This is a genomic window from Acinetobacter sp. YH12200, assembly GCF_013418175.1.
Lineage (GTDB): Bacteria > Pseudomonadota > Gammaproteobacteria > Pseudomonadales > Moraxellaceae > Acinetobacter > Acinetobacter pseudolwoffii.
On sequence record NZ_VPCO01000022.1, the window covers coordinates 15,143 to 41,068 of the forward strand.

Annotated in this window: 22 protein-coding genes; 10 read left to right on the forward strand and 12 right to left on the reverse strand. The window is 44.3% G+C overall.

Translation table 11 applies throughout. From position 1 onward, the window contains the following. Positions 1 to 334: 334 nt before the first annotated feature. A complete protein-coding gene (locus FTU90_RS12950; protein ID WP_180072793.1) occupies positions 335 to 1,498 on the forward strand; it encodes a zinc-dependent alcohol dehydrogenase in 1,164 nt (387 codons plus the stop codon). A 1,168-nt stretch (positions 1,499 to 2,666) separates the two neighbouring features. Here FTU90_RS12950 and gyrB read toward each other — a convergent pair. The 4 genes from gyrB to dnaA all read right to left on the reverse strand — a co-directional run bounded on the left by gyrB (position 2,667) and on the right by dnaA (position 8,939). Continuing rightward, positions 2,667 to 5,138, reverse strand: a complete 2,472-nt coding sequence (gene gyrB, locus FTU90_RS12955) for a DNA topoisomerase (ATP-hydrolyzing) subunit B (RefSeq protein ID WP_005173515.1) — start codon at positions 5,136 to 5,138, stop codon at positions 2,667 to 2,669. Positions 5,139 to 5,194: 56 nt separating this feature from the next. Then, positions 5,195 to 6,277, reverse strand: coding sequence for a DNA replication/repair protein RecF (gene recF / locus FTU90_RS12960; RefSeq protein WP_005173511.1), 1,083 nt, complete (start codon positions 6,275 to 6,277; stop codon positions 5,195 to 5,197). A 28-nt stretch (positions 6,278 to 6,305) separates the two neighbouring features. Then, entirely contained in the window at positions 6,306 to 7,454 is a 1,149-nt protein-coding gene (gene dnaN, locus FTU90_RS12965) for a DNA polymerase III subunit beta (RefSeq protein WP_074383791.1), read from the reverse strand. A 108-nt stretch (positions 7,455 to 7,562) separates the two neighbouring features. Further along, complete coding sequence (dnaA, locus tag FTU90_RS12970; RefSeq protein WP_005173504.1) at positions 7,563 to 8,939, reverse strand: chromosomal replication initiator protein DnaA; 1,377 nt, start codon at positions 8,937 to 8,939, stop codon at positions 7,563 to 7,565. A 660-nt stretch (positions 8,940 to 9,599) separates the two neighbouring features. On the opposite strand from dnaA, the gene rpmH reads away from it, so the two are divergent. From rpmH to mnmE, 5 genes are all read left to right on the forward strand, one after another. Continuing rightward, positions 9,600 to 9,734, forward strand: a complete 135-nt coding sequence (gene rpmH / locus FTU90_RS12975) for a 50S ribosomal protein L34 (RefSeq protein WP_000831329.1) — start codon at positions 9,600 to 9,602, stop codon at positions 9,732 to 9,734. A 29-nt stretch (positions 9,735 to 9,763) separates the two neighbouring features. Beyond that, on the forward strand, positions 9,764 to 10,156 hold the full coding sequence (gene rnpA / locus FTU90_RS12980) for a ribonuclease P protein component (protein WP_005173501.1): 393 nt from the start codon (positions 9,764 to 9,766) through the stop codon (positions 10,154 to 10,156). 9 nt (positions 10,157 to 10,165) lie between these two features. Beyond that, positions 10,166 to 10,486, forward strand: coding sequence for a membrane protein insertion efficiency factor YidD (gene yidD / locus FTU90_RS12985; RefSeq protein ID WP_005173498.1), 321 nt, complete (start codon positions 10,166 to 10,168; stop codon positions 10,484 to 10,486). Positions 10,487 to 10,491: 5 nt separating this feature from the next. Further along, complete coding sequence (gene yidC / locus FTU90_RS12990) at positions 10,492 to 12,255, forward strand: membrane protein insertase YidC (protein WP_180072795.1); 1,764 nt, start codon at positions 10,492 to 10,494, stop codon at positions 12,253 to 12,255. Positions 12,256 to 12,346: 91 nt separating this feature from the next. Then, positions 12,347 to 13,705 (forward strand): tRNA uridine-5-carboxymethylaminomethyl(34) synthesis GTPase MnmE, encoded by a 1,359-nt coding sequence (gene mnmE / locus FTU90_RS12995; protein ID WP_159516723.1) that lies wholly within the window; start codon positions 12,347 to 12,349, stop codon positions 13,703 to 13,705. A gap of 388 nt (positions 13,706 to 14,093) precedes the next feature. On the opposite strand, the gene FTU90_RS13000 is transcribed toward mnmE, so the two are convergent. After that, positions 14,094 to 15,239 (reverse strand): MFS transporter, encoded by a 1,146-nt coding sequence (locus tag FTU90_RS13000; protein ID WP_180072809.1) that lies wholly within the window; start codon positions 15,237 to 15,239, stop codon positions 14,094 to 14,096. Positions 15,240 to 15,655: 416 nt separating this feature from the next. Between FTU90_RS13000 and FTU90_RS13005 the strand changes: the two genes are divergently transcribed. Further along, positions 15,656 to 16,357: a DsbC family protein gene (locus FTU90_RS13005; protein WP_180072797.1), complete on the forward strand. Its 702-nt coding sequence runs from the start codon at positions 15,656 to 15,658 to the stop codon at positions 16,355 to 16,357. A 77-nt stretch (positions 16,358 to 16,434) separates the two neighbouring features. Here the strand turns inward: FTU90_RS13005 and FTU90_RS13010 are convergent, their stop codons facing one another. The 5 genes from FTU90_RS13010 to FTU90_RS13030 form a co-directional block, all read right to left on the reverse strand. After that, a complete protein-coding gene (locus FTU90_RS13010; RefSeq protein WP_005173486.1) occupies positions 16,435 to 16,692 on the reverse strand; it encodes a GlsB/YeaQ/YmgE family stress response membrane protein in 258 nt (85 codons plus the stop codon). 172 nt (positions 16,693 to 16,864) lie between these two features. Next, positions 16,865 to 17,392 carry a hypoxanthine phosphoribosyltransferase gene (gene hpt / locus FTU90_RS13015; RefSeq protein WP_159516724.1) on the reverse strand — a complete coding sequence of 176 codons (528 nt, stop codon included), beginning with the start codon at positions 17,390 to 17,392 and terminating at the stop codon, positions 16,865 to 16,867. A gap of 218 nt (positions 17,393 to 17,610) precedes the next feature. Then, entirely contained in the window at positions 17,611 to 18,948 is a 1,338-nt protein-coding gene (gene guaD / locus FTU90_RS13020) for a guanine deaminase (protein ID WP_180072799.1), read from the reverse strand. A 187-nt stretch (positions 18,949 to 19,135) separates the two neighbouring features. Continuing rightward, a complete protein-coding gene (locus tag FTU90_RS13025) occupies positions 19,136 to 20,101 on the reverse strand; it encodes a TerC family protein (protein ID WP_005173479.1) in 966 nt (321 codons plus the stop codon). A gap of 331 nt (positions 20,102 to 20,432) precedes the next feature. After that, positions 20,433 to 21,626 carry a sugar transporter gene (locus FTU90_RS13030; RefSeq protein WP_180072801.1) on the reverse strand — a complete coding sequence of 398 codons (1,194 nt, stop codon included), beginning with the start codon at positions 21,624 to 21,626 and terminating at the stop codon, positions 20,433 to 20,435. A gap of 153 nt (positions 21,627 to 21,779) precedes the next feature. Here FTU90_RS13030 and FTU90_RS13035 point away from each other — a divergent pair, with 153 nt between their 5' ends. Beyond that, on the forward strand, positions 21,780 to 22,064 hold the full coding sequence (locus FTU90_RS13035; protein ID WP_005173474.1) for a GNAT family N-acetyltransferase: 285 nt from the start codon (positions 21,780 to 21,782) through the stop codon (positions 22,062 to 22,064). Between the two features lie 24 nt (positions 22,065 to 22,088). Next, positions 22,089 to 22,379, forward strand: a complete 291-nt coding sequence (locus FTU90_RS13040) for a GNAT family N-acetyltransferase (protein ID WP_100329856.1) — start codon at positions 22,089 to 22,091, stop codon at positions 22,377 to 22,379. Between the two features lie 141 nt (positions 22,380 to 22,520). On the opposite strand, the gene FTU90_RS13045 is transcribed toward FTU90_RS13040, so the two are convergent. Together FTU90_RS13045 and mpl are read right to left on the reverse strand one after the other, a co-directional pair. Next, positions 22,521 to 23,603: a zinc-dependent alcohol dehydrogenase family protein gene (locus tag FTU90_RS13045; RefSeq protein WP_005173470.1), complete on the reverse strand. Its 1,083-nt coding sequence runs from the start codon at positions 23,601 to 23,603 to the stop codon at positions 22,521 to 22,523. A gap of 307 nt (positions 23,604 to 23,910) precedes the next feature. After that, positions 23,911 to 25,275, reverse strand: a complete 1,365-nt coding sequence (gene mpl / locus FTU90_RS13050; protein WP_180072803.1) for a UDP-N-acetylmuramate:L-alanyl-gamma-D-glutamyl-meso-diaminopimelate ligase — start codon at positions 25,273 to 25,275, stop codon at positions 23,911 to 23,913. A gap of 242 nt (positions 25,276 to 25,517) precedes the next feature. On the opposite strand from mpl, the gene FTU90_RS13055 reads away from it, so the two are divergent. Beyond that, positions 25,518 to 25,859, forward strand: coding sequence for a DMT family protein (locus FTU90_RS13055; protein ID WP_005173466.1), 342 nt, complete (start codon positions 25,518 to 25,520; stop codon positions 25,857 to 25,859). Positions 25,860 to 25,926 lie beyond the last annotated feature (67 nt).

Below are 25,926 nucleotides of genomic sequence, written 5' to 3' on the forward strand. Positions count from 1 at the left end.
ACACCCCCATTATCTGAGAGATGAGTAACAAGCGTTATTCATCTCTTTTTTTTTTATTAAAACCACCCATTTTTAATATTTTCCTCCTGCTTTTCATCTTCGTGTAGTTCCTCGCTATTCTTAAGTGCTGCATCTCTTCTTCAAAACTCGACACATTTTGTCGTGAATTACGCAAGTGCCATATAAGTTTATTTTTTAAACAGTGGAGTGGCTTTTTTCATACATTAATTTACAGCGTCAGCTTGCATCCTAAGGCTCTAATACAAGTGTTTTTTAATTTTTGGCAGCCTTGATTCGAGTCTGTTTAATGTTGAACTAGAGAGAGGAAATCCGCATGCGTGCTCTTACTTATCACGGTACTCGCGATGTACGAGTTGAATCTGTTCCTGATCCAGTCATTCAGGAAGCAGATGATGTCATTCTCAGAGTAACGGCTACTGCTATCTGTGGCTCAGACCTGCATCTTTATCGTGGGAAAATTCCCGCAACCGAACAGGGTGATATTTTCGGTCATGAATTTATGGGGGTGGTCGAAGAAGTCGGTCCTGAAGTCACTTCAGTAAAAAAAGGCGATCGGGTGATTATTCCCTTTGTGATTGCATGTGGCCACTGTTTTTTCTGTGAACACGAGCTGATGGCTGCCTGTGAAAATACCAATAGCGGACGTGGTGCGATTATCAATAAAAAACAGATTCCACCAGGTGCCGCCCTGTTTGGTTATAGCCATCTGTATGGCGGTGTACCAGGCGGTCAGGCCGAATATGTGCGGATTCCCAAAGGCAATGTCGGACCGTTTAAGGTTCCCGGTTCCCTGCCTGATGAAAAAGTATTGTTTCTGACCGATATTTTACCCACAGCCTGGCAAGCTGTGACCAATGCCCAGATTGGCCGAGGTTCCAGTGTCGCCATTTATGGAGCTGGGCCGGTCGGTCTGCTGGCTGCGGCCTGCGCACGCATGCTTGGTGCCGAACAGATCTTTATGGTCGATCACCATCCTTATCGCTTGCGTTTTGCTCATCAAACTTATGGGGTGATTCCGGTCAATTTTGATGACGTGGATGCAGCCGAATTCATCATTCAAAATACGGCAGGTTATCGTGGTGTCGATGCGGTGATTGATGCGGTGGGTTTTGAGGCCAAAGGGAGTATGCTGGAAACGGTAATGACCAATCTAAAACTGGAAGGTTCGAGTGGTTCTGCGCTAAGACAATGTATTGCGGCGGTGCGCCGTGGCGGTGTGGTCAGTGTGCCGGGGGTTTATGCCGGTCCAATTCACGGTTTCCTGTTTGGTGATGCCTTCGATAAAGGCCTGACCTTTAAAATGGGACAAACCCATGTGCACAAGTTCCTGCCACAATTACTGGAACATATTGAAAATGGTGATCTTTCGCCAGACCTGATTATTACCCATCGCATGAAACTGGAAGATGCTGCTGAAGGTTATCGCATTTTCGATAAACGTGAAGAAGACTGCCGCAAGATTATCCTGACACCCTAAATAGCTTGGATAGCAAAAAGCGCCGTCAGGCGCTTTTTTTTACCGCATTTGATGAATTGTATTTTTTCTATTTTCAATCCACAAAACTTTGATGTCCTTTTCTGTTTTTTCTAAACATCCTGCATAGCATGATTGTCACAATGAGATTTAGCACTCAGCCAGAAAATACAAACCTCAAGAAGGAATAAAAACAATAACACGATGATTTTAAATTAAAAAATGAAAATTAACTTGATTGTTAAATTAATTATGTAGTTTAACTACACCCTCTATTTTTCAATCAAAATATGTTTCACGCTCATTGTTAAATAAAACTACAATAGATATATAGGTAATTAATTTTAAAAGTATTTTTAGTTTTCGATAAAAATAGCTGCTCAAGCATGCTGACGAGTAGCTATTGATTTTGCAAGGTTGTATAACAGAGGAAATATAACTCTAAATAGCACTTTAAATTTAAAACGCCATTTTAAATTCAAAAGCACTTGCCCACAAGCCAAATATTTTAAATTTAAAACCAGAAATTAACTAGAGAGGGAGTTGGTTTGTGGATAAATACAATCTTATTCACATAACTAATTAGGGATAACTTTGTAGTTATCCACACGTTTGATCATATTTAGAGCAGACCTTAAAATAATCCTATTCACATATTATTTGAGATACGGCAGGATATTTTAATAAGCCATTCAAATAATAGAATTTAAAAAAACCAGCTTTATCATTTTGTATTTATTATTTTCCAGCTCTATCGCTCTCCACTCTTCAATTCGGCCTTCGCTACGGGTATTTTTCATACACCAACTTTGGCTTCAATGGCTTCTACACGCTATTTTGCAGCATATGTACAATTGATCCTAGTATCGATAGTTATCCTTTAAACCCTGCTAAAATCTTCATATTTATAGTGGCACAATTACTTCCCCACCATGATAAATTGCATTCATCCAGATCTCATACTTGTCTTTATGTTGCTTACTTATGGATAATTCTTTTTAGGTCGATTAGCCACCGCTTAATTCGACTTTTTTTTGCAGCTAAAATCAGCTGATCATTTGGCAGAAAAGCACGACCTAGGTTGGAATGCTTCTAAAATAATTCAGATGATATTCGCATAAATTTTGCATCAAAAAAGCGCCTCGAAAGGCGCTTTTTAAAATCATCTTAATCAGGTATCAATGTCTGCATTCAAGGCATTTTCTTCAATGAAGGCACGACGTGGTTCCACATCATCGCCCATCAGACAAGAGAACATGCGGTCTGCTTCAATCGCATCGGTGACTGTCACTTGCAGCATGTTACGGTTATCCGGATCCATGGTGGTTTCCCACAACTGTTCCGCATTCATCTCACCCAGACCTTTATAACGCTGGATCATCATGCCGCGACGCGAGTCAGACAGAATATGCTGCCAAACCTGATGAAAATTGTTCACGTTAATCTTACGATCACCTTTTTGCAAATAAGCACCCTCTTCAAGCAGGCTGAACCAGCTCTTCGAATTCTTTAATAAACGTGCATATTCACTTGAACCTAAAAGCACAGAGTCTAATAGATAACTATGTGGCAGGTTATGCACATAGATGGTGATTCTTGGTAACCAGCTTTGAGTTTTCTGACCATCTGCCAGTTCTTTCTCAAAAGATTCCAGCGTTAATTCTGGACGTAGCGTCGGCTGAATGGCTTCAATCGCTGCACGCAGGTTTTCACCCCAAGTTTCGACATAACTTTTATCTTCAAGCTGATCGAGTTTAAAGGCGTCCAGCGACAGCAAAGCATCGAGCAAGCTCGCCGGATAACGCTGGGTTAAACGCGCCAAGCTCTTCTGTGAGGTTTGATAATCGGCAATCACCCTTGCCAGTGCTTCACCACGAATCGCAGGTGCTTCAGCACTGATATGCAGTTCTAGCTCGTCAATGGCATTGGAAATCAGGTAAGTTTCCAGTGCATCGTTATCTTTGATGTACTGTTCCTGCTTGCCTTTTTTCAGCTTGTAGAGTGGTGGCTGGGCGATATAGATATGACCACGCTCGACCAGTTCCGGCATCTGACGGAAGAAGAAGGTCAACAGCAGCGTACGAATGTGCGAACCATCGACGTCAGCATCGGTCATGATAATGATTTTATGATAGCGCAGTTTGTCCGGGTTATATTCTTCACGACCAATACCACAGCCAAGTGCAGTAATCAGTGTGCCGACTTCCGCAGAGGAAATCATCCGGTCGAAACGCGCACGCTCTACGTTCAGAATCTTACCTTTCAGCGGTAAAATCGCCTGCATTTTACGGTTACGGCCTTGCTTCGCAGATCCACCGGCAGAATCACCCTCGACCAGATACAGTTCAGACAAGGCTGGATCTTTTTCCTGACAATCGGCCAGCTTACCTGGAAGACCGGCAATATCCAGTGCGCTCTTGCGACGGGTCATTTCACGGGCTTTACGCGCTGCATCACGGGCACGCGCGGCATCAATAATTTTGCCGGCAATCGATTTCGCTGCTTGTGGATTTTCTAAAAGATATTCAGAAAATGCCTTGTTCATGGCCTGCTCAACCGCAGTTTTTACTTCACTCGACACCAGTTTTTCTTTGGTCTGCGAAGAGAATTTTGGATCAGGCACTTTCACCGAGACGATCGCGGTTAAACCTTCACGGGCATCATCCCCCGAGACTGCAACTTTTTCCTTTTTCAGGATATTTTCGCTGTCCATATAGTTATTTAAACCACGGGTCAGTGCAGCACGGAAACCGGCCAAATGTGTACCACCATCCTTTTGCGGGATGTTATTGGTAAAGCAGCGTACGTTTTCCTGATAAGAATCATTCCACTGTAATGCCACTTCTACCGTAATGCCGGTATCGAGCTGTGCAGTAGTGAAATGGAAAATATCGTTCAGATGCGTTTTGCCTTCGTTAATGTATTTAACGAACTCAGATAAACCACCTTCATAGTCATAGATATTTTCAAGGTTGACGCGCTCATCGCGAAGTACAATGCGTACACCTGCGTTCAGAAACGATAGTTCACGCAAACGACGCGCCAGAATATCGACATTGAATATGGTTTGGCTAAAAGTTTCAGCACTTGGGTAAAAACGTACAGTGGTACCTGACGTTTCGGTTATCCCTGTTTCACGTAATTTATAAACAGGATCACCATGACGGTATTCCTGTTCATAAGTTTTACCTGCACGACTGATGTTCAACAGTAGTTTTTCAGAGAGTGCGTTGACCACAGACACACCTACGCCATGCAGACCGCCTGAGACCTTGTAACTGTTGTCATCAAACTTACCGCCGGCATGCAGAATGGTCAAAATCACCTCTGCCGCAGACACGCCTTCTTCAGGGTGAATATCGGTTGGAATACCACGACCGTTGTCAGAAACTGAAACCGATTCATCTTCATGAATAGTCACTATAATTTCATCACAGTGGCCTGCCAAGGCTTCATCAATCGAGTTATCGACTACTTCGAACACCATGTGGTGCAAGCCTGTGCCATCGTCTGTGTCACCAATGTACATGCCCGGACGCTTACGTACTGCGTCTAAACCACGTAATACCTTGATGCTAGAGGAATCATAAGCCTTTTCAATGGTTTGTTCTGTTTGAGAAGCAGCTTGATCTTCTGAACTCATGGTTTCTCCCTAGTGAAAAATAGGTCTATCCCAAGATGGGTAAAACTAAAAAAATACTATTGCACAACAACCTGAACTGTACCGTTTTCAACATTGAATAACTGATATGAGATAGACAAATCATGTAAGTGCTTTTGTACTGATTCATGGTCTAAGGTGGTAATAAAAACTTGACTACCAAGTTGGCTCAATCGCTCAATTAAACGTTGTTGTGCGGTTAAATCTAATTCTGCTGTCACATCATCTAATAATACCACAGTTTCCTTATTACAAGAATGCAGCATTGCGATTTGCGACAGTTTTAACGCCATCATCAGCAGCTTTTTTTGCCCGCGTGACAGGATCACATCAGCATCCCCCAGAGGGGTTTTCAGACGCAAATCTGCGCGATGTGGACCGTATTCTGTATAACGTCTTTCCAGATCTTTTGCATGCTGATTGGTCAGATCATTCAGCAGGCCGGTTTCACTATGAAACCCCGGACTGTATTCCAGACTGATCTGCAGATCAGGCAATAGCTGCTTTAGATCATCTTCAAAAAAGGACTTCCACTGTTCCACGATACCCGCACGTTGCGAATGCAGAAGTTCACCATACTCACTCAGCATCTGGTTCCAAGGCTCCAGATCGGAAAGACTCAAGAAACGTTTGCTTTTCAGTAAACTATTGCGCTGCTTCAAGGCACGCGAATAATATTGCCAGGCATGATAAAACTCAGGTTCCACGTGGAACATTAACCAGTCTAAAAGTTGACGTCGTGGCTTGGCACCATGATCAATAATATCGGTACTTTGTGGGTCAATCAGCTGCAAAGGCAATAGCTTGGCGAGTTGGCCCTGCGTTGCCACCAGATCACCATTGACCTTAATCAGCTGTTCCCCGCTGGCCATTTTTTGCATGCCGATTTTTTCGGTCGCGGACTGTGCAAACACAATCGCGTCTTGTGCGCCATGCTGAATATAATTTTTCGGGATATGGGTACGGAAAGAACGACCGGCAGCTAGCAAATGAATCGCCTCTAAAATCGAGGTTTTACCTGAACCATTTTGGCCATAAAAAACATTAAACGGCTGCAATCTGTGGAGAGCAACCGTCTTTAAATTCCGTACACGCTCAATATGTAAACGCGTAATATGCATGTCTTATACGAGTATCAATAGCCGCGACTTAAACACGCATCGGCATGACGACATAAGTTTGATCGGTATGTGCCGGGTCTTGTACTAACACAGACTGATTGGCTTCAGTCATGGTCATGGAGACATCATCACCATCCAGCACACCCAGCACCTCAATCAAATACTGCGCATTAAACGACATCTCCAGCGGTGAGTCGGCATATTGAATGGCTAAGTCTTCAATCGCCTCATCCTGTTCCGGGTTATTGGCGCGAAGTTGCAGGGAATCGGCATTAAAATTCAGGAACACGCCACGGAGTTTTTCATTACTTAAAATCGCGACACGCTGCAAAGACTGCTTGAACACATCATGCGCAATCATCACGATTTTGTCACCACCACGTGGAATCACACGACGATAATCCGGGAATTTACCATCAATCAGTTTGGTGGTAAAACGCACGGTAATATCGGCCTGTTCCTTGTCACGGCTTGGCATATTGATGGTCACATTCAGCAGTTCACGACCAATCAGCAAAGATAACTGCTCATCTTCAACACTGAGCAGACGCTGTAATTCCGCAACGGCTTTACGTGGCACAATCGCTTGAATCGGCTGGGTCGCAGTAGATTGAGCCGCAGTTTCACAAAGCGCCAGACGGTGGCCATCGGTGGTCACAGCACGCAGCTGATTGGCATCAATTTCCAGCAAAGTACCGGTCAGGTAAAAACGCACATCCTGCACCGCCATCGCAAAGGCAGTTTTCTCGAATAAACGCTTCAGCTCACGCTGGGTAACAGTTACTTGCGTACCTTGGGTGTTTTCAGTATTCAGTAATGGATAATCATCAGCAGGCAAGGTACCCAGCACAAAACGGCTGTTACCTGATTTGAGAATGCAGCGCTGATCTTCAGTAATATGCAAATCCACCAATGCCGCTGAAGGAAGTGACTTACAGATATCAATCAGCTTACGCGCCGGAACTGTGGTCTCCCCGGCCTGCAAACATGCACCTTCAGCCAGTGTTGTACTGGCCACCAGTTCAACCTCAAGGTCGGAACCGGTCACGGTTAATGCCTGTGCAGTCACCTGAATTTTCAGGTTAGATAAAATATTTAAGGTATGGCGACGTTCAACCGCTCCTACGACATGTGAGAGAACATTCAGTAAGCTTTCTTTCGCGATTTTTAAACGCACGGTGCATTCCTCTAAAGCTGAAGATTAATATAGAAAAAGTGAATTTTTAACGGTTTACTATGCGGCAAAAGCAGCCGCATAGCAAGAATAGAATTTGAGCGATTTAGGTCAACTTTGCAACAGACGTTGCAGGTTTTTATAGTCTTCGTTAAAGATTGGATCTTCCTCACGCAGGCTCTGCACTTTCTCGCAGGCATGCATCACGGTACTGTGATCACGACCACCAAAAGCCATGCCAATTTCTGGAAAACTGTCGCCGGTCAGTTCACGTGCCAGACCCATCGCCAGCTGACGTGGACGGGCATAAATTCGGGTGCGTTTCGGTCCGACAATCTCTTTTAAGGGAATACGGAAATATTCACTGACCACACGCTGAATATTTTCAGTACTGATGGTGCGGGCACGAATCGCCAGCACATCTTTTAAGGATTCACGCACCACATCCAGATCAATCGGTGTGCCTTTAAAACGTGAAATTGCCACCACTTTGTTTAGCGCACCTTCTAGTTCACGCACGTTGGCCACCACCTGCTGCGCAATAAACAGGGCACAGTTACGCGGTAAATCCACCTGATTGCTTTCGGCTTTTCTTAATAAAATTTCAATCCGGGTTTCAATATCCGGTGGTTCAACCCCAACCGACAAGCCCCAGGAAAACCGTGAAACTAAACGTGGATCCAGTTCAGTCAGTTCTTTTGGATAGCGGTCCGAGGTCAGAATAATCTGCTTAGATTCATCTAAAAGTGCGTTAAAGGTGTAGAAAAATTCTACCAGGCTGGCTTCTTTACCGGCCAGTAAATGGATGTCATCGACCAGTAACAAATCCAGAGAACGGCAGTTTTTCTTAAATTCTTCCACTTTGCCTTGCTGCAAAGAACTAACAAAATCTTGTACAAAGCTTTCCGCGGTCATGTACATCACCCGTGCATTCGGCTTGGCCTGCAACAGTGCATTGCCCACGGCCTGCATCAAGTGAGTTTTACCCAGACCGGTCGGCCCATATAAAAATAAGGGATTATGCTGTGAAGCACCGAGTTGGGTCAGTACCTTGCGACAGGTTTCTGCTGCCATCTGGTTAGAACGGCCTTCGACAAACAGCGAGAAAGTAAATAACGGATTGAGCTGACGTCTACGGCTATTTTTAACCGTATCTTCTTTTTCTTTTTTCGGTTTTTGTACCGGCATTGGGGTTGAACTCAACGCCGCGGTGGTAGTCGCTGGCTGTTCACTGGCCGATAAAATCGCACCAGGACGTGAATCGACCAAAATTTCGACCTTGCGTACCCGTCCTTCGGACAGCTGTTCGGCCAGAATCGTAATCAGTTCCAGATGATGCTCTTGAATGTAACGCGTCCAGTAAGGATTGGGTGCATACAAACGCAAGCTATCTTCCAGCTCTTCTGCAACCAATGGGCGAATCCACATTGTAAAGACATTTCCAGAGAGCTCTTGTCGCAGGCGATTTAAGCAGTCCGTCCAAAGCATGTGAATCCCCTATTCATTCCATTGTTCATTCAAAAAGATGACCGCGACCAAAAGCGGGTCGCCATTCTAACCAAGTTATCCACATCTGTCATGATCATTTCCACAAAAACTGTGCAAAAAGCCATCATCGTGCATAAATTTAAATTTAAAACCCGGTGTGGATAAGTTTATCCGCAAGCTGTGGATAAAATATAGCACAAAGTTATCCACAAAGTATAAAATTATTAGAAACAGTTTTATCCACAACATAAATATATGTTTAATTAAATAAAAAGTGGCTTATCCATAGAAAAAGTGCTTCCTAATAGTAATAAACTTAAATTTATAAATTTGAATTTACTTATAAGCTTTGAGTTTTCTGTGGATAAATCGAGAGATTACGAATTTAAATTCAAAAACAGAATCTTGCTTTTCAACACTGGATAGATTGTGGATAACTTTGTTGATAGAGTTGTTTATAAGTTATATATCTATGTATAACAATAATTTAATCTGTGGTTAAGTATAATTTAGTCATTTTAGCAACAGTTTTTTTGACAACTCGGGTAAAAATCTTTTTTAAGCTTATTTGAAAAGAAAAGTGCTTTTGCATTGACAGCTCAAGCAATGAGCACTAAAATCGCGGACCTTCATAGAAAGATCATTTTTTGGAGTTTCAATATGAAACGTACATTCCAACCATCTGAATTAAAGCGTAAGCGTGTTCATGGTTTCCGTGCTCGTATGGCTACTAAAGCTGGTCGTCAAGTATTAGCTCGCCGTCGTGCAAAAGGTCGTCATAGCTTAACTGTTTAATCAGTTACGCTAAGACGATTTTGGGTGTTATGACAAAACTTTATAGTTTTGGTACAGAGTTGCGATTACGCTGTGCCGCCGATTATAAAGGTGTGTTTGATGGTGCGCTTTTTAAAGTGCATCAGCCCCATTTCTTATTTCTTGCAAAACATTCCGAACTGCCAAATAGCCGTTTGGGTTTAGTTGTTGCTAAGAAGAAAGTGCGCCGAGCACACGAACGAAATAGAGTAAAACGACTTGCTCGCGAAAGTTTTCGCCTGCATCAACAGCAATTAGATGACTTAGACATTGTAATCATGCCAAAAATGGGTGTGGAAGCAGTGCCTAATGCAGAATTGCATCAGCAATTACAATTTGCTTGGCAAAAACTGAACCGTCTTGCCAAAAAGCATACAAAAATAGCCCCCTCCCCACAAAAGTAGAGTAGGCCAATGGTACGTTTACTACATTGGTTGATACGTTTCTATCAGATTGCGATCAGTCCTTTATTGGGGCCGCGCTGTCGTTATATTCCAACTTGTTCTCAATATTCCTTGGAAGCAGTCCAGATACATGGGGCTGGACGTGGAGTGTGGCTGGCTACTAAGCGTATTTGCCGTTGTCATCCGTGGGGGGGCTCGGGATATGATCCTGTTCCCTCTAAAGCGATTCGTTTTATTTCATTTCAGCAAATAGATTCTCAAACGCTTCACGTTGCTGTACCCTTTCGTGATCGTTTATTGAACCAAAATCACTCTCACCACTTGGGGTAATACATATGCAACAATGGGCCAGGATTGCAATTCTCGGAGCCATGTTTGTTGTCGCATATTTGCTCATTTTGGCGTGGCAAAAAGATTATGGAAATGCTGAAACCAAACCGCAGCCAGAAACTGCTGTTGTTTCGCATGACGTATCTGCAGATTTGCCAAATGCTCAGACGGCTACAGTTGCCTCTGATCTGCCACAAGCGAATATGCCAGCGCAGCAAGCCACGGATGCCACAGCACCTGTAAGTCAGCAGCTTATTTCAGTACAAACTGACCTTTATCATCTTTGGATCAATCCGAAAGGTGGTGATATTGTTCGTGTTGAATTACTCAATCATGACAAAAACAAGGACAGCGATGAACCGTTCGTGATGCTGGAAAGCGATGCGAAACGTACTTATGTCGCTCAGTCTGGTCTGATCGGTCTGAATGGACCGGACAGCAGCCGTAACGGCCGTCCGACGTATGAGCTGGAAAAAACCGCTTATACCTTGGCAGACGCGAAAGCAACCAAATCTAAAGAGGGTGAAAACCTTAAAGTCTTGTCTGTACCGTTGGTATTTAAAACCGCGGATGGTGTCGAGATTATCAAAACCTTCAATTTCACTGAAGGTGAATATCCGGTTGTTGTGAACCACAAAGTGGTGAACCGCAGTGCTCAGACCTGGCAAGGTCAGATGTTTGGCCAGATCAAACGTGATAATTCAGAAGATCCGGGTAAATCAGACCAGGGTATTTTCACGCTAGGGACTTTCCTGGGCGGTGCCTGGGGTACGCCAGACGAGCAGTACAACAAGCTTAAATTTGACAACTTTATTGAAGAAAAAGTCAGTACTGAAGCGACAGGTGGCTGGGTTGCCATGGTACAGCACTACTTTGTCAGTGCTTGGGTACCAGGTAATCTGAAGTTGACTCAGGGTAATGGTGAAGCGTATAGCGCCAAGCTTGAATCACGTAAATCAACCGATAACATGAACATTATTGGTTTTACTTCTCCAACCTTTAATGTGCCTGCAGGTACTGTGGCCGAGATTGATGCGACCTTCTATTCAGGTCCAAAAATCCAGTCAGAATTGAAGGATTTGGCCACAGGTTTAAACCAAACAGTCGATTATGGCTGGTTATGGCCAATTGCGAAACTCTTGTTCGTGGGTCTGGAATTCTTCCATGGTTTAGTGGGTAACTGGGGCTGGGCAATTATTCTATTGACCATTCTGGTGAAACTGATTCTGTGGCCATTGTCGTCGAAGAGCTACCGCTCAATGGCGAAAATGCGTGTGATTGCTCCAGAAATGCAGCGTATGAAAGAAGAGTTTGGTGAAGACCGTATGCGCTTCTCTCAGGAAATGATGGCACTGTATAAACGTGAGCAGGTCAATCCGCTTGCGGGCTGTTTACCGCTGTTATTACAAATGCCAATCTTCCTGGCTTTGTACTGGGTATTGATGGAATCGGTTGAACTGCGTCATGCGCCATGGATGCTCTGGATTCAGGATTTATCCTCAATGGATCCATGGTTTATCCTGCCATTGTTAATGGGTCTGACGATGTATATTCAACAGTCCTTAAATCCACAACCCACTGATCCAATGCAAGCTAAAGTCTTCAAGATTATGCCGGTGATTTTTACCGTATTCTTGCTGTTCTTCCCTGCGGGCTTGGTTCTATACTGGATTGTGAACAACTTGATCACCATCCTGCAACAAGGTTTGATTAACAAGTCTGTTGCTAAAGAACGTGCCAAACGTGATGAAGCAACGCCAGTCAACTAAGTTGTAATGACGGGCTGAATAAATCCGCTTAAGATGATACTCTTAGGCGGATTTTTTTTGGCTGAACTTTTGGATTTTTTAGGTGAATTTTATGCTCAACCGAACCACGACTATTGCTGCGATTGCAACGCCACCAGGACGTGGCGGCGTTGGGGTGATTCGCCTATCGGGTCCAAAATCCTATGAAATTGCCGAAGCACTCACAAAACAACCCCTTGCCGGTGCACGCTATGCTGCCTTTCGTAAGTTTTACGATACTGCTGGTGAAATTATGGATGAAGGCTTAGCCATTTGCTTCCCGAATCCGCATTCTTTTACCGGCGAGGATGTGGTGGAGTTACAAGGTCATGGCGGTCCTGTGATTCAAAATGCCTTGCTTGCACGTTTGCTGGAACTGGGTGCGATTGCTGCCAAAGCCGGTGAGTTTTCCATGCGTGCCTTTGAAAATGGCAAGATGGACTTGGTACAGGCTGAAGCCATTGCTGACCTGATTGATGCCACCTCACAAGCAGCTGCGCGTTCTGCGGTTCGTTCTCTGCAAGGTGCATTTTCGACCAAAGTCAATACGGTGCTTGAGCAGCTGGTACATTTACGTTTGCACGTGGAAGCCGCAATTGATTTTCCAGAAGAGGAAATTGACTTTCTGGCTGATGGCAAGATTCTGAATCTGCTCGATGGTGTGGCGACTGCGGTCACGCAAGTTCAGCAATCAGCACGTCAAGGTCAGTTATTGCGTGAAGGTTTACAAGTGGTGATTGCCGGTAAACCGAATGCCGGTAAATCTTCATTACTGAATGCTTTGGCAGGGATCGAGCGTGCGATTGTGACCGATATTGCGGGTACAACCCGTGATGTTTTACATGAAAAAATCACCTTAAATGGCTTGCCAATTACCCTGACGGATACCGCAGGCTTGCGTGAGACCGGGGATATTGTCGAAAAAGAAGGGATTCGCCGTGCAATCAAGGAAATCGAACAGGCCGATTTGTTACTGCTGGTCTATGACCTAAGTCAAGGTGAAGATCCACTGCAACTGGCCCAAGAATATTTTGCTGAACATATTGAAGCAAAACGCCTGATGCTGATTGGGAATAAGTGTGATCTGACTGGTGCTGAAGCTGCAATTGCTGATTTGAATGGTTTCCGGCATATCGCAGTCTCTGCCAAGCAGGAAACTGGTGTGCAAGCGCTCATAGAGGCGATTACAGCGCATGCAGGCTTCCAGCCTGAAGAAGATACCTTTATTGCGCGTACCCGTCATTTAGACGCAATGAAGCGCACTCAACTCTATTTGGCTGAAGCACGTGAACAATTGGTGGTGTACAACGCCGGTGAACTGGTGGCGGAGTCCTTACGTCTAGCCCAGAATGCACTGGGGGAAATTACCGGTGACTTTAGTGCCGATGATCTGCTTGGAAAAATTTTCGGTTCGTTTTGTATTGGAAAGTAAGCAAAAAATTATGCATAAATAGCCCTCATCAGAGGAATGCCAGTCAGTTAAGAAATTGACTAGTATTTTCTTTTTTAAATTCATGATCATATTTGACAAGTAGAAAAGTCATCCGCAACTGTTTGAGGCAGGACTAGATTTAAAAATGATTGTTTCTGCGACAAATTTACTAGTCGATGGAGGCTGACGAGTTTTGCGGTGAGGAGTGTTGCTCCGCAAGATGCCTTCCTTGCGAAGCTTCGCTTCTCATTTGGGCGAAACCAAAGTAACAAATTATTTTCAAGTATTTGATTTATAAGGTGAAGACTCCGTCATGAACGACTAAAAAGTTAAAGAGTCTATTTCTAAACTCCTTAACTGATCAGCATTACCTCATCAGAGGGCTATTTTAAGCTTTTACACTGAGCTTCTGGTGGCATAACCAGAGCACGACACATAAAGCACTCATCGCCACACAGAAGCTGATCACAGCGAAATTTAATCCAAAATGGTCGGCCAAGTAACCCACCGCAAGAATCGGCACAATGGTGCCCAAATAGCCAATAAACAAGTAGGTCGACATCACCGCGGCCCGGTTTTGCAAAGTGGTGATAGCATGAATTACGCCAAAAGCCCCCATCAGGGCAAAACCATGCCCAATACCAAATAAAAAATCGCTCACGAAGAATAAGAAACTTGCCTTAAGCAACATACACAATGCAAGGCTGAGCAGGCTAATCAGCATCATGAACAAGCCGATATTCAGACATTTTTTTGCAGCCACCGCTTTGGCCAGGTATTGCACCACTGCAGATACCAGCAGAATACAGGTAATGGCGGTACCACTTACTAAAGGACCATGCCACGGTAAAATATCTTGCACAAAAGAAGGCGAAAGTGAGGCAAATAAACTAAAGGCAGCAAAGGCACTAAATGCAGTGAACCCAATGATCATAAATACAGCATGATATTGAGCCTCAGGACGCTGTAATTTGGGGGCGATACTAAAGGGCTGACGCTCAAAAGCAGGCACTTTTAACCAGAATAAGCCGATAAAACAAAGCACTGCTCCAACAATAATCGGAATATAGGGAGTCACCAGTGGGGCTTGAGAAAACTGCGCAATGACACCTCCGATAAACGGACCCAGACCAAAGCCAATCGCAGTCAAAATAGAGACCCATTGCGGCGCAAGCTGCTTATGACTCTCCGGAATGGTCTGCATCATGCCAAGCATGGCAGAAGTCGTCATCAAACCAGAGGCAATCCCGATAATGAAACGGCCCAAAGATAAAATCGGGGCATTATTGGCAAAGACCGAAATAATCAAACCCAGACTAATAAACACGAGGCCAATTTGTAGAGTTTTTAAAAAGCCAATGCTATTGCTGGTGCGCCCCAGAAACAATAAGGTGCCCAGACAGCCAAACATATAGGCGACAAAAATATAGGTAATCTGGCTTGGGGATAAATTCCAGAGTTGTTGATAAATCGGATAGAGTGGACTCGCCAAAGCAGTACCAATCGTTCCCATGATTAAAGCCAGGCTGACCATCCAGAAGGGTCGCCAAGTGGTTATTGTTGTCATGAACATGCCGTTATAGTGTTGATCCTTGGCCAATCCATGTCAGGGCATAGCGAAGAAAAAGAAAAGTATATGCAGTGTAGAGCGGGCCAAGAAACATGGTCAAGGGCGAATCAGTAAAAGATTTTAAATCAAATAGATGTGTTTATATAGATTTCAATAAAATAATATATTATTTTATAAGATATGAAATCTTAACCACAATGTAATCTCATGCAAGAATTTATTTTTGTCCGTCATTTAAGCTTCTTTTATCGCTTCTGTTCCACGTGAAACATAATGCAGGGATTAAACTTGGAATAAACAGTAACATAAATCCGTGGGTAATTTAAAAGCAGACCCATTAGAATCGAAGCATATTTTTATCTGATTCATGTAGAACATTCATGTTAAAAAAAACACTGATTATTGCTTTAAGTACATTTGTTTCAAGCTTCGCATTCGCTAATATTGATATGGTAAAAGCCAATCTGGCAAAGAATAGCCCCAATTTAAAAATCGAAAATATCCAGACCACGGAAATGAAGGGTATCTACAGTGGTTTTATGCAGGGTCAGGTGGTTTATCTGAATGAAGATGCCCAGCATCTGCTTGCTGGGTCGATGCTGCGGATTCAGGATCAGCATAATCTGACCCGTGATTTGATGCTAAAACAGAACAGTGTTGACTGGAAAAAATTGCCGCTTCAAGATGCTGTGAAAAGTGTAAGAGGTACGGGTAAACGTCAGATTGCGATCTTTTCTGACCCAAATTGCCCGTATTGTAAACAGCTTGAAGTAGAGTGGAAAAAACTCAAGGATGTGACGATTTATACTTTTATTCTGCCTTTAAAGCCACAATCGGTTGCGCCTTCAAAACAGGTGTATTGCGCGTCTAATCCTGCTCAGGCCTGGGAAGATCTGATCACTCAAGGTAGCCTGCCAAAATCGAAAAAAAGTTGTGCCAATCCGATTGAGCGAAATAAAAAACTGGCCCAGTCTTTGGGTGTGAATGGGACACCAGCAATTATTTTTTCGAATGGTTTTAAAGTCATGGGGGCCTATCCGGCAGAACAGATCGAACAGATTTTTAAGGAATTTTCACTATAAAGTTGAGAGATATACAAGAGCAAAAAGCACCCGACTGGGTGCTTTTACTGGAACTGCTCAGATTGAGCCAGAACCGCTTAGACCGTACGGCGTTTGGTCAGCATGTTATAAATAAACAGAATAATCACCGCACCGATCACGGAAGCAATCAGACCTGCCGCAGAATCTGCCGAATAAAGACCGAGCATACGACCAGCAAATGTAGCCAATAAGGAACCGGCAATACCTAACAGGGTCGTCATGATAAAGCCTGCCTTGTCATTACCTGGATGGATTGCACGTGCAATCAGACCCGCGATAAAACCAATGACAATCGCAACAATAATTGTCCACATAGGTATGCTCCTTATTATCATGTCTTTGTTTTTACATCATGTTTAATTATCTTGAAACAGAATAGAAAGCAAAAAAAGTTGAATCCTGAAACGAGATGTTATTTTTTGTTCCTATTTTTCTGTCTATTTGAGACATAAAAAAAGTGGCCTAAGCCACTTTTTTAAATAAATTTTAAAGACCGATTTCACCAATAAATGGCAGATGACGATACTTCTGGTCATAGTCCAGACCATAACCTACGATAAATTTATCTTCAACTTCAAAGCCCAAAAATTCGACCTTTAAATCGATTTCACGACGTGATGGTTTACTTACCAAAGTACACAGTTGAATCGAGTTTGGTTGGCGGGTTTGCAGGATTTCCAGCACCTTGCTCAAGGTATTTCCCGAGTCAATAATATCTTCAACCACCAGCACGTCTTTGCCACGGATTTCGCCGTCTAAATCTTTCAGAATTTTTACATCACGCGAAGATAGGGTGCCACCGCCATAACTGGATACCGTCATGAAATCCAGTTCATGGGGTTTGGAAATCACACGACACAAATCGGCCATAAAAATCACTGAACCACGTAATAAACCGATGAGCACAAGGTCTTTGTCACTATGGGCATAGTGTGCATCGATTTGAGCACCAAGCTCTTTGACTTTAGCTTGAATTTCTTCAGCGGAAATCATTACGCTCATTTGAACGGTCATGGGTAGATACCTAAAAAGTAAAAATAGCAAAATAAAAAAGGTGTTGACCTGCAACACCTGAATACACTGTAATTTTAATACATCCCTACTGCAGATGCACCTGTTTTGCATGCTGTAAATGTAATCATTTCTTTGCTGCCTGCGAATCCCTGCGCAGGATGAAAGTACAGGTCAGCAACATGGCAGAGACGATCAGCCAGCGATGGCGGTGCTGGGTTTTAGTCGTCTGAGCGGGTACATCGGGCTTTGACATAGACAGCTTCTCCGTAGACATAGGTCACTGCAATATTACGGTCATCGCCGAGCATGGTCAGTGCAAAAAATGCATCTTCAATATTTTTGGCTCTGCTTTGGCGTAACTGCTGTAAAGCGGTGGCATTTAGATCCAGCACCACAAAGTCCGCCTCCTTGCCGATATTAAAGTTCCCCAAACGATCGTCCAGACTTAAGGCTTTAGCACCGCCTAAGGTGGCATGATACAAGGCTTCAAAAGCAGAGAGTTTTTCTCCCTGCAATTGCTGCACTTTGTAGGCTTCATTTAAGGTCTGTAACTGGTTAAACGAGGTGCCTGCCCCGATGTCGGTACCCAGACCGACTTTCACCTGCTTGTCCCATGCTTTTTTTAAAGGGAATAAACCACTGCCCAGAAACAGGTTTGAGGTCGGACAAAAAGCAATCGCTGAATTGGTCTGCTGCATGCAATCCCACTCCTGCTCTTCCAGATGTACACAATGTGCAAATACTGATTTTGCACCGGTTAAACCATAGTGATGATAGACATCCAGGTAGCCTTTACGTTCCGGAAATAACTCTTTGACCCAGGCAATTTCATTTTTATTTTCACTTAAATGGGTATGTACATAGACATCTGGATATTCGGCTTTGAGCTGACCTGCTTTTTCAAGTTGTTCATTGGTGGACGTCGGGGCAAAGCGAGGGGTAATGGCATACAGGTTACGGCCCTGCCCATGCCATTTCTCAATCAGCGCTTTAGAATCGGTATAAGCGCTTTCTGCCGTATCCGTCAGCGCTTCCGGTGCATGTCGGTCCATCAAGACTTTACCGGCGATCAGACGCATATTTCTGCGACTCGCCGCTGTAAACAAAGCATCTACTGATTCAGGATGTACGGTACAGAAGACCAGTGCCGTGGTGGTACCATTTTTAAGCAATTCCTGCACAAAAAAATCGGCGATTTTTTCGCTATAGGCTGTATCTGCAAACTGGATTTCTGTTGGAAAGGTATAGGTATTTAACCATTCCAGCAGTTGTTCGCCATAGGCCCCGACCATCTCGGTTTGCGGGAAATGAATATGGGTATCGATCAATCCCGGCACAATCAGCTGTTCAGGATAATGGGCGACTTGGATATTTTCAGCTAGATGTTTCTGCCCTTCATCCCAGCTGCCAAACCATTGAATCTTGCCATCTTGCATGATGATCAGACCATCTTCTACATAGCGCACCTGGTCATCAATCTCATGTGCCTGGGCAACTGTATGCTGGATATCAAGGAAACGACCGCGGACTGCCGTTGTTGCAATCTGAGAAGACATGTTAAAACCTGTGCTTTTAATTTTTTCAATAGATTGTAACCCACTTCAGTGGATTTATAACGTGATCATGCTGACTTCATTTGCCTGAGTTAAGTCGAAGCTGTGGTAAGGCAGTCGAGCAATAAAAAAAGTCCGCTCATGATTGAACGGACTTTTTTGACGCTAAAGATGATCGTCTATACAGTTATTAGAGCGTGGTTTGGTTATGTTTTTTACTGTGGCGAATCGACAGGATCGCCGTGATCGTCAAGACAATCACAATAAAGCTCAGTGAAATCCAGATTGGCATATGGAATACATCCAGCATCAGCATTTTAAAGCCGATAAAGACCAGAATAATCCCGAGACCATAAGGCAGATAATGCATTTTTGATGCGGCACCCGATAACAGGAAGAACATCGCGCGCAGACCCAAAATCGCCATCAGGTTAGCAGTCAGTACAATGAAGGGATCGGTGGTCACAGCGAAAATTGCCGGAATAGAATCGACCGCAAAGATCACATCCGAGGCTTCGACCAGAATCAAAACCAGGAATAACGGCGTTGCCCACAGTAAACCATCTTTACGGATAAAGAATTTGTCACCTTCAAGTTGCGGTGTAATCCGCATACGTTTACGCAGCCATTTCAGAATCGCCATATCTTCAATATTGCTTTCTTCTTCATCCTGACCACGCAGGAATTTAAAGCCGGTATACACCAAGAAGGCACCGAAGATATATAAAATCCATGAGAATTCCTGAACGAACCAGGCGCCAATAAAAATAAAGATGGTTCTGAGGACAATCGCACCGAGTACACCGTAGAGCAGCAATTTACGTTGTAGCACGGGTGGAATGGCGAAAGCAGCGAAGATCATCAGCCAGACAAAGACGTTATCAATTGCCAGGGATTTTTCCAGCAGATAACCGGCGAAGTATTCCATGACCTTGGCATTGGCAATTGCAGTACCTGCGGTCTGCTCCAGATAGAGCCATAAACCGCCACCAAATAAAGTCGCGATACTGACCCAGGCAATACTCCAGTAGGCCGCAGTCCGGACTTTGACCTCCTGGCCATGCTGATGTTTAAAGCCGACGAAATCGATGATCAGCATGACTGCGACAATCGCGAAAAAGACAAGATACAGCCACAGCGTACCAATTGTTTCCATGTGAATTCTCCACATCTGACAATCGGCCATAAAAAAACCTTGACCTGTTGTCAGATGAAAAACATCTATACCAACATGATCAAGGTCTTGCCTACATCTCACTGTTACACTTCTTATTAAAAGTGTCGCAGTGAGATGCTCAGATACCGACTTTTTGCAAAGTGTAATGACGATATTCTGACACGTTGAACAATCTGAACCACAATTGCTAAACGTTTGGAGGAGGCTACTCCCCTTGTTCAAACGAAATTCTGTTTGAGCAAATGCTCAATATGTAGAAGCATGACAGATTTTTATTAAGACTACAATTTCATTTACAAAAATGCATGATTCAAGCGATTTTTTGGGCAATAAAATCCGGACGGCGAATTAAATATAACGTGATGAGAAAACCCAGACTGGCCAAGATGGCCCCGAGCCAGCCAATACTGTGCAAGCCGATCTGTGCCGTTGCGATCCCACCGAGTAAAGCGCCAGCACCAATTCCAATATTATACAGGCCAGAATAAATCGCCATGGCCACGTCGGTGGCATCGGAGGCCAGATTTAAGGTCTTTGCTTGCAAGGCCAGACTGAAACCAATAATACTGATGCCCCAGAGTAAAGCCAGGGTATTTAACTGCAAGACATTGCTGGACAACGGCAGCAATAATAGCAACGAGATAGCCAGTCCAAGTGTGAACAGTGGAATAGTAAGTTTGGGAAAATGCGGTGCAAAACGGCCAAATAGATAAGAGCCGATTAAACCTGCCCCACCATAGACCAGCAATAAAGTCGTGGTCTGTACAGAACTGAGCTGGGCAATATTCAGTGAAAATGGCTCGATATAACTATAGGCGGTGAATTGTGCACTAATTACAATGACCGTCAGGGCAAATACCAGCATCAGGCTTGGACGTTTTAACAAGGTTTTCAAGCTGCTGAGTGAACCTGAATTGACACTCGGTAATAAGGGCAAGGTTTTGGCCAGTAGCAGGCAGACCACGCTGGCGACGATGGCAATCAAGGCAAAACTATTGCGCCAGCCATAGGCCTCCCCGATCATGCGACCAAAGGGAATTCCCAGAACCATGGCCATGGCAGTACCTGTGGCCAATAAACCCAAGGCTTGAAATTCTTTGCCTGCTGGTGCGACACGTACTGCAAGCGAAGCGGTAATTGACCAAAACAGCGCGTGCGCTACTGCAATCCCGATCCGGCTAAATACCAGAACACTGAAACTCCAGGAAAAATAAGACAGCACATGACTGGAAATGAAGACCGCAAATAAAACCATCAACAAGAAACGTCGTTCAATGTTTTTGGTCAGTAGCATCATCGGTAAAGACAATAAAGCCACGACCCAGGCATAAATGGTCAGCATCAACCCGACCTGAGTCGCCGACATGTCAAAACTTGCACCAATATCACTGAGTAAGGCCACGGGAATAAATTCGGTGGTGTTGAAAATAAAGGCGGCACTGGCTAACGCAATTACGCAGATCCATTGACGTCTTACCGAGGAGCTAAAAGAAGGGCTGGACATAAATATCTGGCTTAAACAACAGACAGGCAGTTTAAACCTGTTCATTGCACGGTGATATCAGGAAAGAGCACAGATTCACAATCGTTTAAAGAAATCGAACAATATGCGACTGAAAAATATGTCAGTCTGGATTAAAAATACGGAGTTTAGAGGATGTTGATTGAGCATCAGCAACAAGGCAGTCAAGGTCAATGGTTTGTCGAGCCAAATGAAAAGCGTCTGGCCGAAATGAGCTATTTCTGGAAAGATGAGGATCGACTGGTGATTGAACATACCTGGGTCGATGACAGTTTGCGTGGACAGCATGTCGGACATTATCTGGTCGAAGCAGCGGTCAAGTTTGCCCGTGAGCAAGGGGTCAAGATTATTCCGGAATGCCCTTTTGCTCAATCGGTATTTGAGCGTGATCCTAATTTCAGCGATGTGTTAAGCAGTTAAAAATGAAAATAAAGGTGGAGATCTATGCAGATTCAATATCAAGATTCAAAACGCGGTGGTGTATTTTTTATGGAAGATCAAGGTCGACGTCTGGCCGAGATTACCTATCAATGGCGGGAAGCCTCGGTGATTATTGCAGATCATACCTGGGTCGATCATTCCTTGCGTGGTCAGGGCGTTGCCCGAAAAATGCTGGATGTGCTGGTCGATTTTGCCCGTGAAAAAAGTTTAACCATCATTCCGCAATGTTCCTATGTGGATGTGATGTTTAAGCGTGACCAAAGTTTATCTGATGTCGCGGCCTCTTCTACTTAATCATTTAGATCGATTTGCCAAGAGCAAAACGGCCTAATGAGCTTTCAATACAAGCTGATAAGTAGTGCGGTGATATGCCCTATTTTTCACTCCAGCTACAAATAAAAAAAGTCCGCCAAGCGGACTTTTTACTTTCCCGCATTAATTGAGTTCGATCATCACTTTCAAGGCCTTTTCATCGGCTGCATGCTTGAACACATCATAAGCTTTTTCAAATTCATTAAATTTAAAGTGATGGGTCGCCAGTTTTTCCAGCGGTAATTTACCGGAACAGCAGGTTTTGAGCAGCATAGCAGTGGTATTGGCATTGACCAGTCCGGTGGTGATGGTCAGGTTTTTAATCCAGAGTTTATTCAGTTCAAAATTAACTGATTTGCCATGTACGCCGACATTGGCAATATGTCCACCCTCTTTGACCACATGCTGGCAGATATTCCAGGTCGCCTCCAGACCAACCGCTTCAATGGCACAATCGACCCCTCGCCCATCCGTCAGCTCCAGCACACGTTGTATGGCATCTTCCTTGGCGGAGTTAATGCTATGCGTCGCTCCCACTGTTTTGGCGAACTCGAGTCGGTTGTCATCGACATCGACCATGATGATGTTGGCCGGTGAATAGAATTGAGCGGTCAGCAGGCAGCTCATGCCGATCGGGCCGGCACCGACAATCACCACATTGTCTCCGGGTTTGACATCGCCATATTGCACACCAATCTCATGTGATGTCGGCAAGATATCCGATAAAAACACAGCGACATCTTCATTTAATCCTTCAGGTAAATGATAAAGGGAAGTATCCGCAAACGGCGTACGTACATATTCGGCATGAGTACCATCAATCATATAGCCCATGATCCAGCCGCCTTCATTGCGACAATGTGCATACAGCTGTTTCTGACAGTTTTCACAGGTTCCGCAGCGGCTGACACAGGAAATAATCACCCGGTCGCCTTTTTTGAAGTTTTGAACGGCAGAACCGACTTCTTCTACAATACCAATGCCTTCATGACCTAAAATACGGCCATTAAAACTGCCCTGTTTGCGTGTGGCTTGCTGTTCAATTTCCGGGTTTTTACCTTTCCAGATCCCGAGGTCTGTACCACAAATAGTGACTTTAGTGAGTTTGATAACCGCATCGCTGGGATGCAAAATAGTGGGAATGGGACGGTCTTCAAACCGGATGTCGTTTTCGCCGTAATAGACCATGGCTTTCATTGTTGTCATGACACATCTCCTGAAGGAGTGAGGAATGAGAATGACCTGATTCTGATCTGGCTGTCAGGTCTATAAATACCTGTGTTCTTCTCGATTGTGCCTTGAGTGATGTGCTGCTGCAATCTATCTCGCCTTCAGATTGCAACAAAACATCATGACTAATGACTGATGAGTGATCGGCATTTTAGGCCAATTTGACATCATGCAATGCAAAGGTCAAAACAGCCATTCTCTCTTGATTGCTAAAACAATTGCCCTAAAAAAAGAAGCCCGCATCGCGGGCTTCTTTTTTCACATACTTATCCACGCATCTATTTTATGCGTTTAAAGCACTGATCAATTTCTGATGCAAACCACCAAAACCGCCATTTGACATGATCACCACCACATCGCCCTCACCTGCCTCTGCTACCACGGTCTGAATGATGTCATCCAGTGTGCGTGCAATTTTGGCTTTATTTGGCGCAGCATTAATTATCGGTTGCAGATCCCAGTCCAGTCCTTCCTGTTGATACCAGATTACTGCATCGGCCAGACGTGCTGAATGAGCCAGACCCTCTTTATGACTGCCCATACGCATGGTATTGGAGCGTGGTTCAATAATTGCCCAGAGTTTGCGTTCACCCAGTCGTTTGCGCGCGCCCTCCAAGGTCGTATCAATCGCTGTGGGATGATGGGCGAAATCATCATAAACCTCAATACCACGGACTGTGCCTAATAGTTCCATACGGCGTTTTACCCCACCGAAATTAGATAAAGCTTCACAGGCGGTTTCAATGGAGACGCCGACATGCTCGGCAGCGGCAATCGTCGCGAGCGCATTGGCCACCGAATGCTGTCCGGTCATGCTCCACTGCACTTCACCTTTCACCACACCGTGTTGCAAGACTTTAAAGTGAGAACCATCTGTCGATAACTGTTCGGCATACAGTTCAGATTTTTCATTGGCATCCAGACTGGTGCGCACCACCGGTGTCCAGCAACCCAGCTCTAGTACTTCATCGATATTGCTTTCGGTAATCGGCGCAATGATTCGGCCTTCGCTTGGAATAGTACGAACTAAATGATGGAACTGTTTTTGAATTGCAGCCAGATCATCAAAGATATCAGCATGGTCAAATTCAAGGTTATTTAAAATCGCCGTTTTTGGATGGTAATGCACAAACTTGGAACGCTTGTCGAAGAAAGCCGAATCGTATTCATCCGCCTCGACACAGAAATATTTGCCGCCACCGAGACGTGCACTCTCACTAAAACCCAGTGGCACACCACCAATCAGGAAGCCTGGCTCTAAACCAGCTTGATCCAGCACCCAGGCCAGCATGGTTGTGGTGGTGGTTTTGCCATGTGTACCCGCAACCCCCAATACATGTTTGCCTTGCAGAACATGATCTGCCAGGAACTGTGGGCCTGAAATATAAGGCAAGCCTTCATTCAGCATATATTCTACTGCATCAATACCACGCTTCATGGCATTGCCGACAATGATCAGGTCCGGATGTGGCTGCAAGTGACTACGCTCATAACCCTGCATCAAGCTGATGCCTGCATTTTCAAGTTGGGTCGACATCGGTGGATAGACGTTCAAATCTGAACCTGTCACCTTGTGGCCCAGATCGCGTGCAAGGAGCGCCAGCGATCCCATAAAAGTGCCACAAATACCCAAAATATGCAGATGCATCTACTTCACTCCGTTCCTGTCTGACCCATCACCTTATATTGGTGCGGTTATCATGATTTATTCAATTTGCAAGCAACGATAGCAAGGCTTACACGGAAAAGATAGTCAAAGTTCAAGCATTGCTGCGGGAATTTTTAAATCCTGTTTCACGGATAAATTCAGAGAAAATTTCAAATTTAGAGAATATCTTTTTGCAAAATAAATCGTAGAATAAACCCGATCTTTTTGCAGAGTACATGCCGATGTTACCGGCTTTATTTCTTCTGGTGATTGCCAATTGCTTTATGACCTTGGCATGGTATGGGCATTTAAAATTTTTACCGCATGATGCGCCGTTGTGGCAGGCAATTTTATTCAGCTGGATGATTGCCCTGTTTGAATATAGCCTGATGATTCCGGCCACCCGATTACTGGCACAGCAGGGACTGGCCGTGGGGCAAATGAAAATCACTCAGGAAGTGGTGACCTTGCTGGTCTTTGTGCCTTTTATGATTTTCATGTTTAAGCAGCCCTTTAAACTGGATTATCTCTGGGCAGCCTTGTGTCTGTGCGGATGTGTGTATTTTGTCTTCAGAACTTCCTGATCGAAAGCTTTGCAGACTACAGGCCTATTTTTATTCCAGTTTTTAATATTCTGCCAAAAAAATAAGA

What these genes read in the sequence shown, in the direction of transcription:
- rnpA (WP_005173501.1), top strand. Translation starts at nt 9,764, where the DNA reads ATGACAAAACTTTATAGTTTTGGTACAGAGTTGCGATTACGCTGTGCC.
- FTU90_RS13005 (WP_180072797.1), top strand. Translation starts at nt 15,656, where the DNA reads ATGTTAAAAAAAACACTGATTATTGCTTTAAGTACATTTGTTTCAAGC.
- FTU90_RS13035 (WP_005173474.1), top strand. Translation starts at nt 21,780, where the DNA reads ATGTTGATTGAGCATCAGCAACAAGGCAGTCAAGGTCAATGGTTTGTC.
- FTU90_RS13040 (WP_100329856.1), top strand. Translation starts at nt 22,089, where the DNA reads ATGCAGATTCAATATCAAGATTCAAAACGCGGTGGTGTATTTTTTATG.
- FTU90_RS13030 (WP_180072801.1), bottom strand. Translation starts at nt 21,626, where the DNA reads ATGTCCAGCCCTTCTTTTAGCTCCTCGGTAAGACGTCAATGGATCTGC.
- gyrB (WP_005173515.1), bottom strand. Translation starts at nt 5,138, where the DNA reads ATGAGTTCAGAAGATCAAGCTGCTTCTCAAACAGAACAAACCATTGAA.
- rpmH (WP_000831329.1), top strand. Translation starts at nt 9,600, where the DNA reads ATGAAACGTACATTCCAACCATCTGAATTAAAGCGTAAGCGTGTTCAT.
- yidD (WP_005173498.1), top strand. Translation starts at nt 10,166, where the DNA reads ATGGTACGTTTACTACATTGGTTGATACGTTTCTATCAGATTGCGATC.
- FTU90_RS13045 (WP_005173470.1), bottom strand. Translation starts at nt 23,603, where the DNA reads ATGACAACAATGAAAGCCATGGTCTATTACGGCGAAAACGACATCCGG.
- recF (WP_005173511.1), bottom strand. Translation starts at nt 6,277, where the DNA reads ATGCATATTACGCGTTTACATATTGAGCGTGTACGGAATTTAAAGACG.
- FTU90_RS13055 (WP_005173466.1), top strand. Translation starts at nt 25,518, where the DNA reads ATGTTACCGGCTTTATTTCTTCTGGTGATTGCCAATTGCTTTATGACC.
- mnmE (WP_159516723.1), top strand. Translation starts at nt 12,347, where the DNA reads ATGCTCAACCGAACCACGACTATTGCTGCGATTGCAACGCCACCAGGA.
- mpl (WP_180072803.1), bottom strand. Translation starts at nt 25,275, where the DNA reads ATGCATCTGCATATTTTGGGTATTTGTGGCACTTTTATGGGATCGCTG.
- yidC (WP_180072795.1), top strand. Translation starts at nt 10,492, where the DNA reads ATGCAACAATGGGCCAGGATTGCAATTCTCGGAGCCATGTTTGTTGTC.
- guaD (WP_180072799.1), bottom strand. Translation starts at nt 18,948, where the DNA reads ATGTCTTCTCAGATTGCAACAACGGCAGTCCGCGGTCGTTTCCTTGAT.
- dnaA (WP_005173504.1), bottom strand. Translation starts at nt 8,939, where the DNA reads ATGCTTTGGACGGACTGCTTAAATCGCCTGCGACAAGAGCTCTCTGGA.
- FTU90_RS12950 (WP_180072793.1), top strand. Translation starts at nt 335, where the DNA reads ATGCGTGCTCTTACTTATCACGGTACTCGCGATGTACGAGTTGAATCT.
- hpt (WP_159516724.1), bottom strand. Translation starts at nt 17,392, where the DNA reads ATGACCGTTCAAATGAGCGTAATGATTTCCGCTGAAGAAATTCAAGCT.
- FTU90_RS13025 (WP_005173479.1), bottom strand. Translation starts at nt 20,101, where the DNA reads ATGGAAACAATTGGTACGCTGTGGCTGTATCTTGTCTTTTTCGCGATT.
- FTU90_RS13000 (WP_180072809.1), bottom strand. Translation starts at nt 15,239, where the DNA reads ATGGTCAGCCTGGCTTTAATCATGGGAACGATTGGTACTGCTTTGGCG.
- FTU90_RS13010 (WP_005173486.1), bottom strand. Translation starts at nt 16,692, where the DNA reads ATGTGGACAATTATTGTTGCGATTGTCATTGGTTTTATCGCGGGTCTG.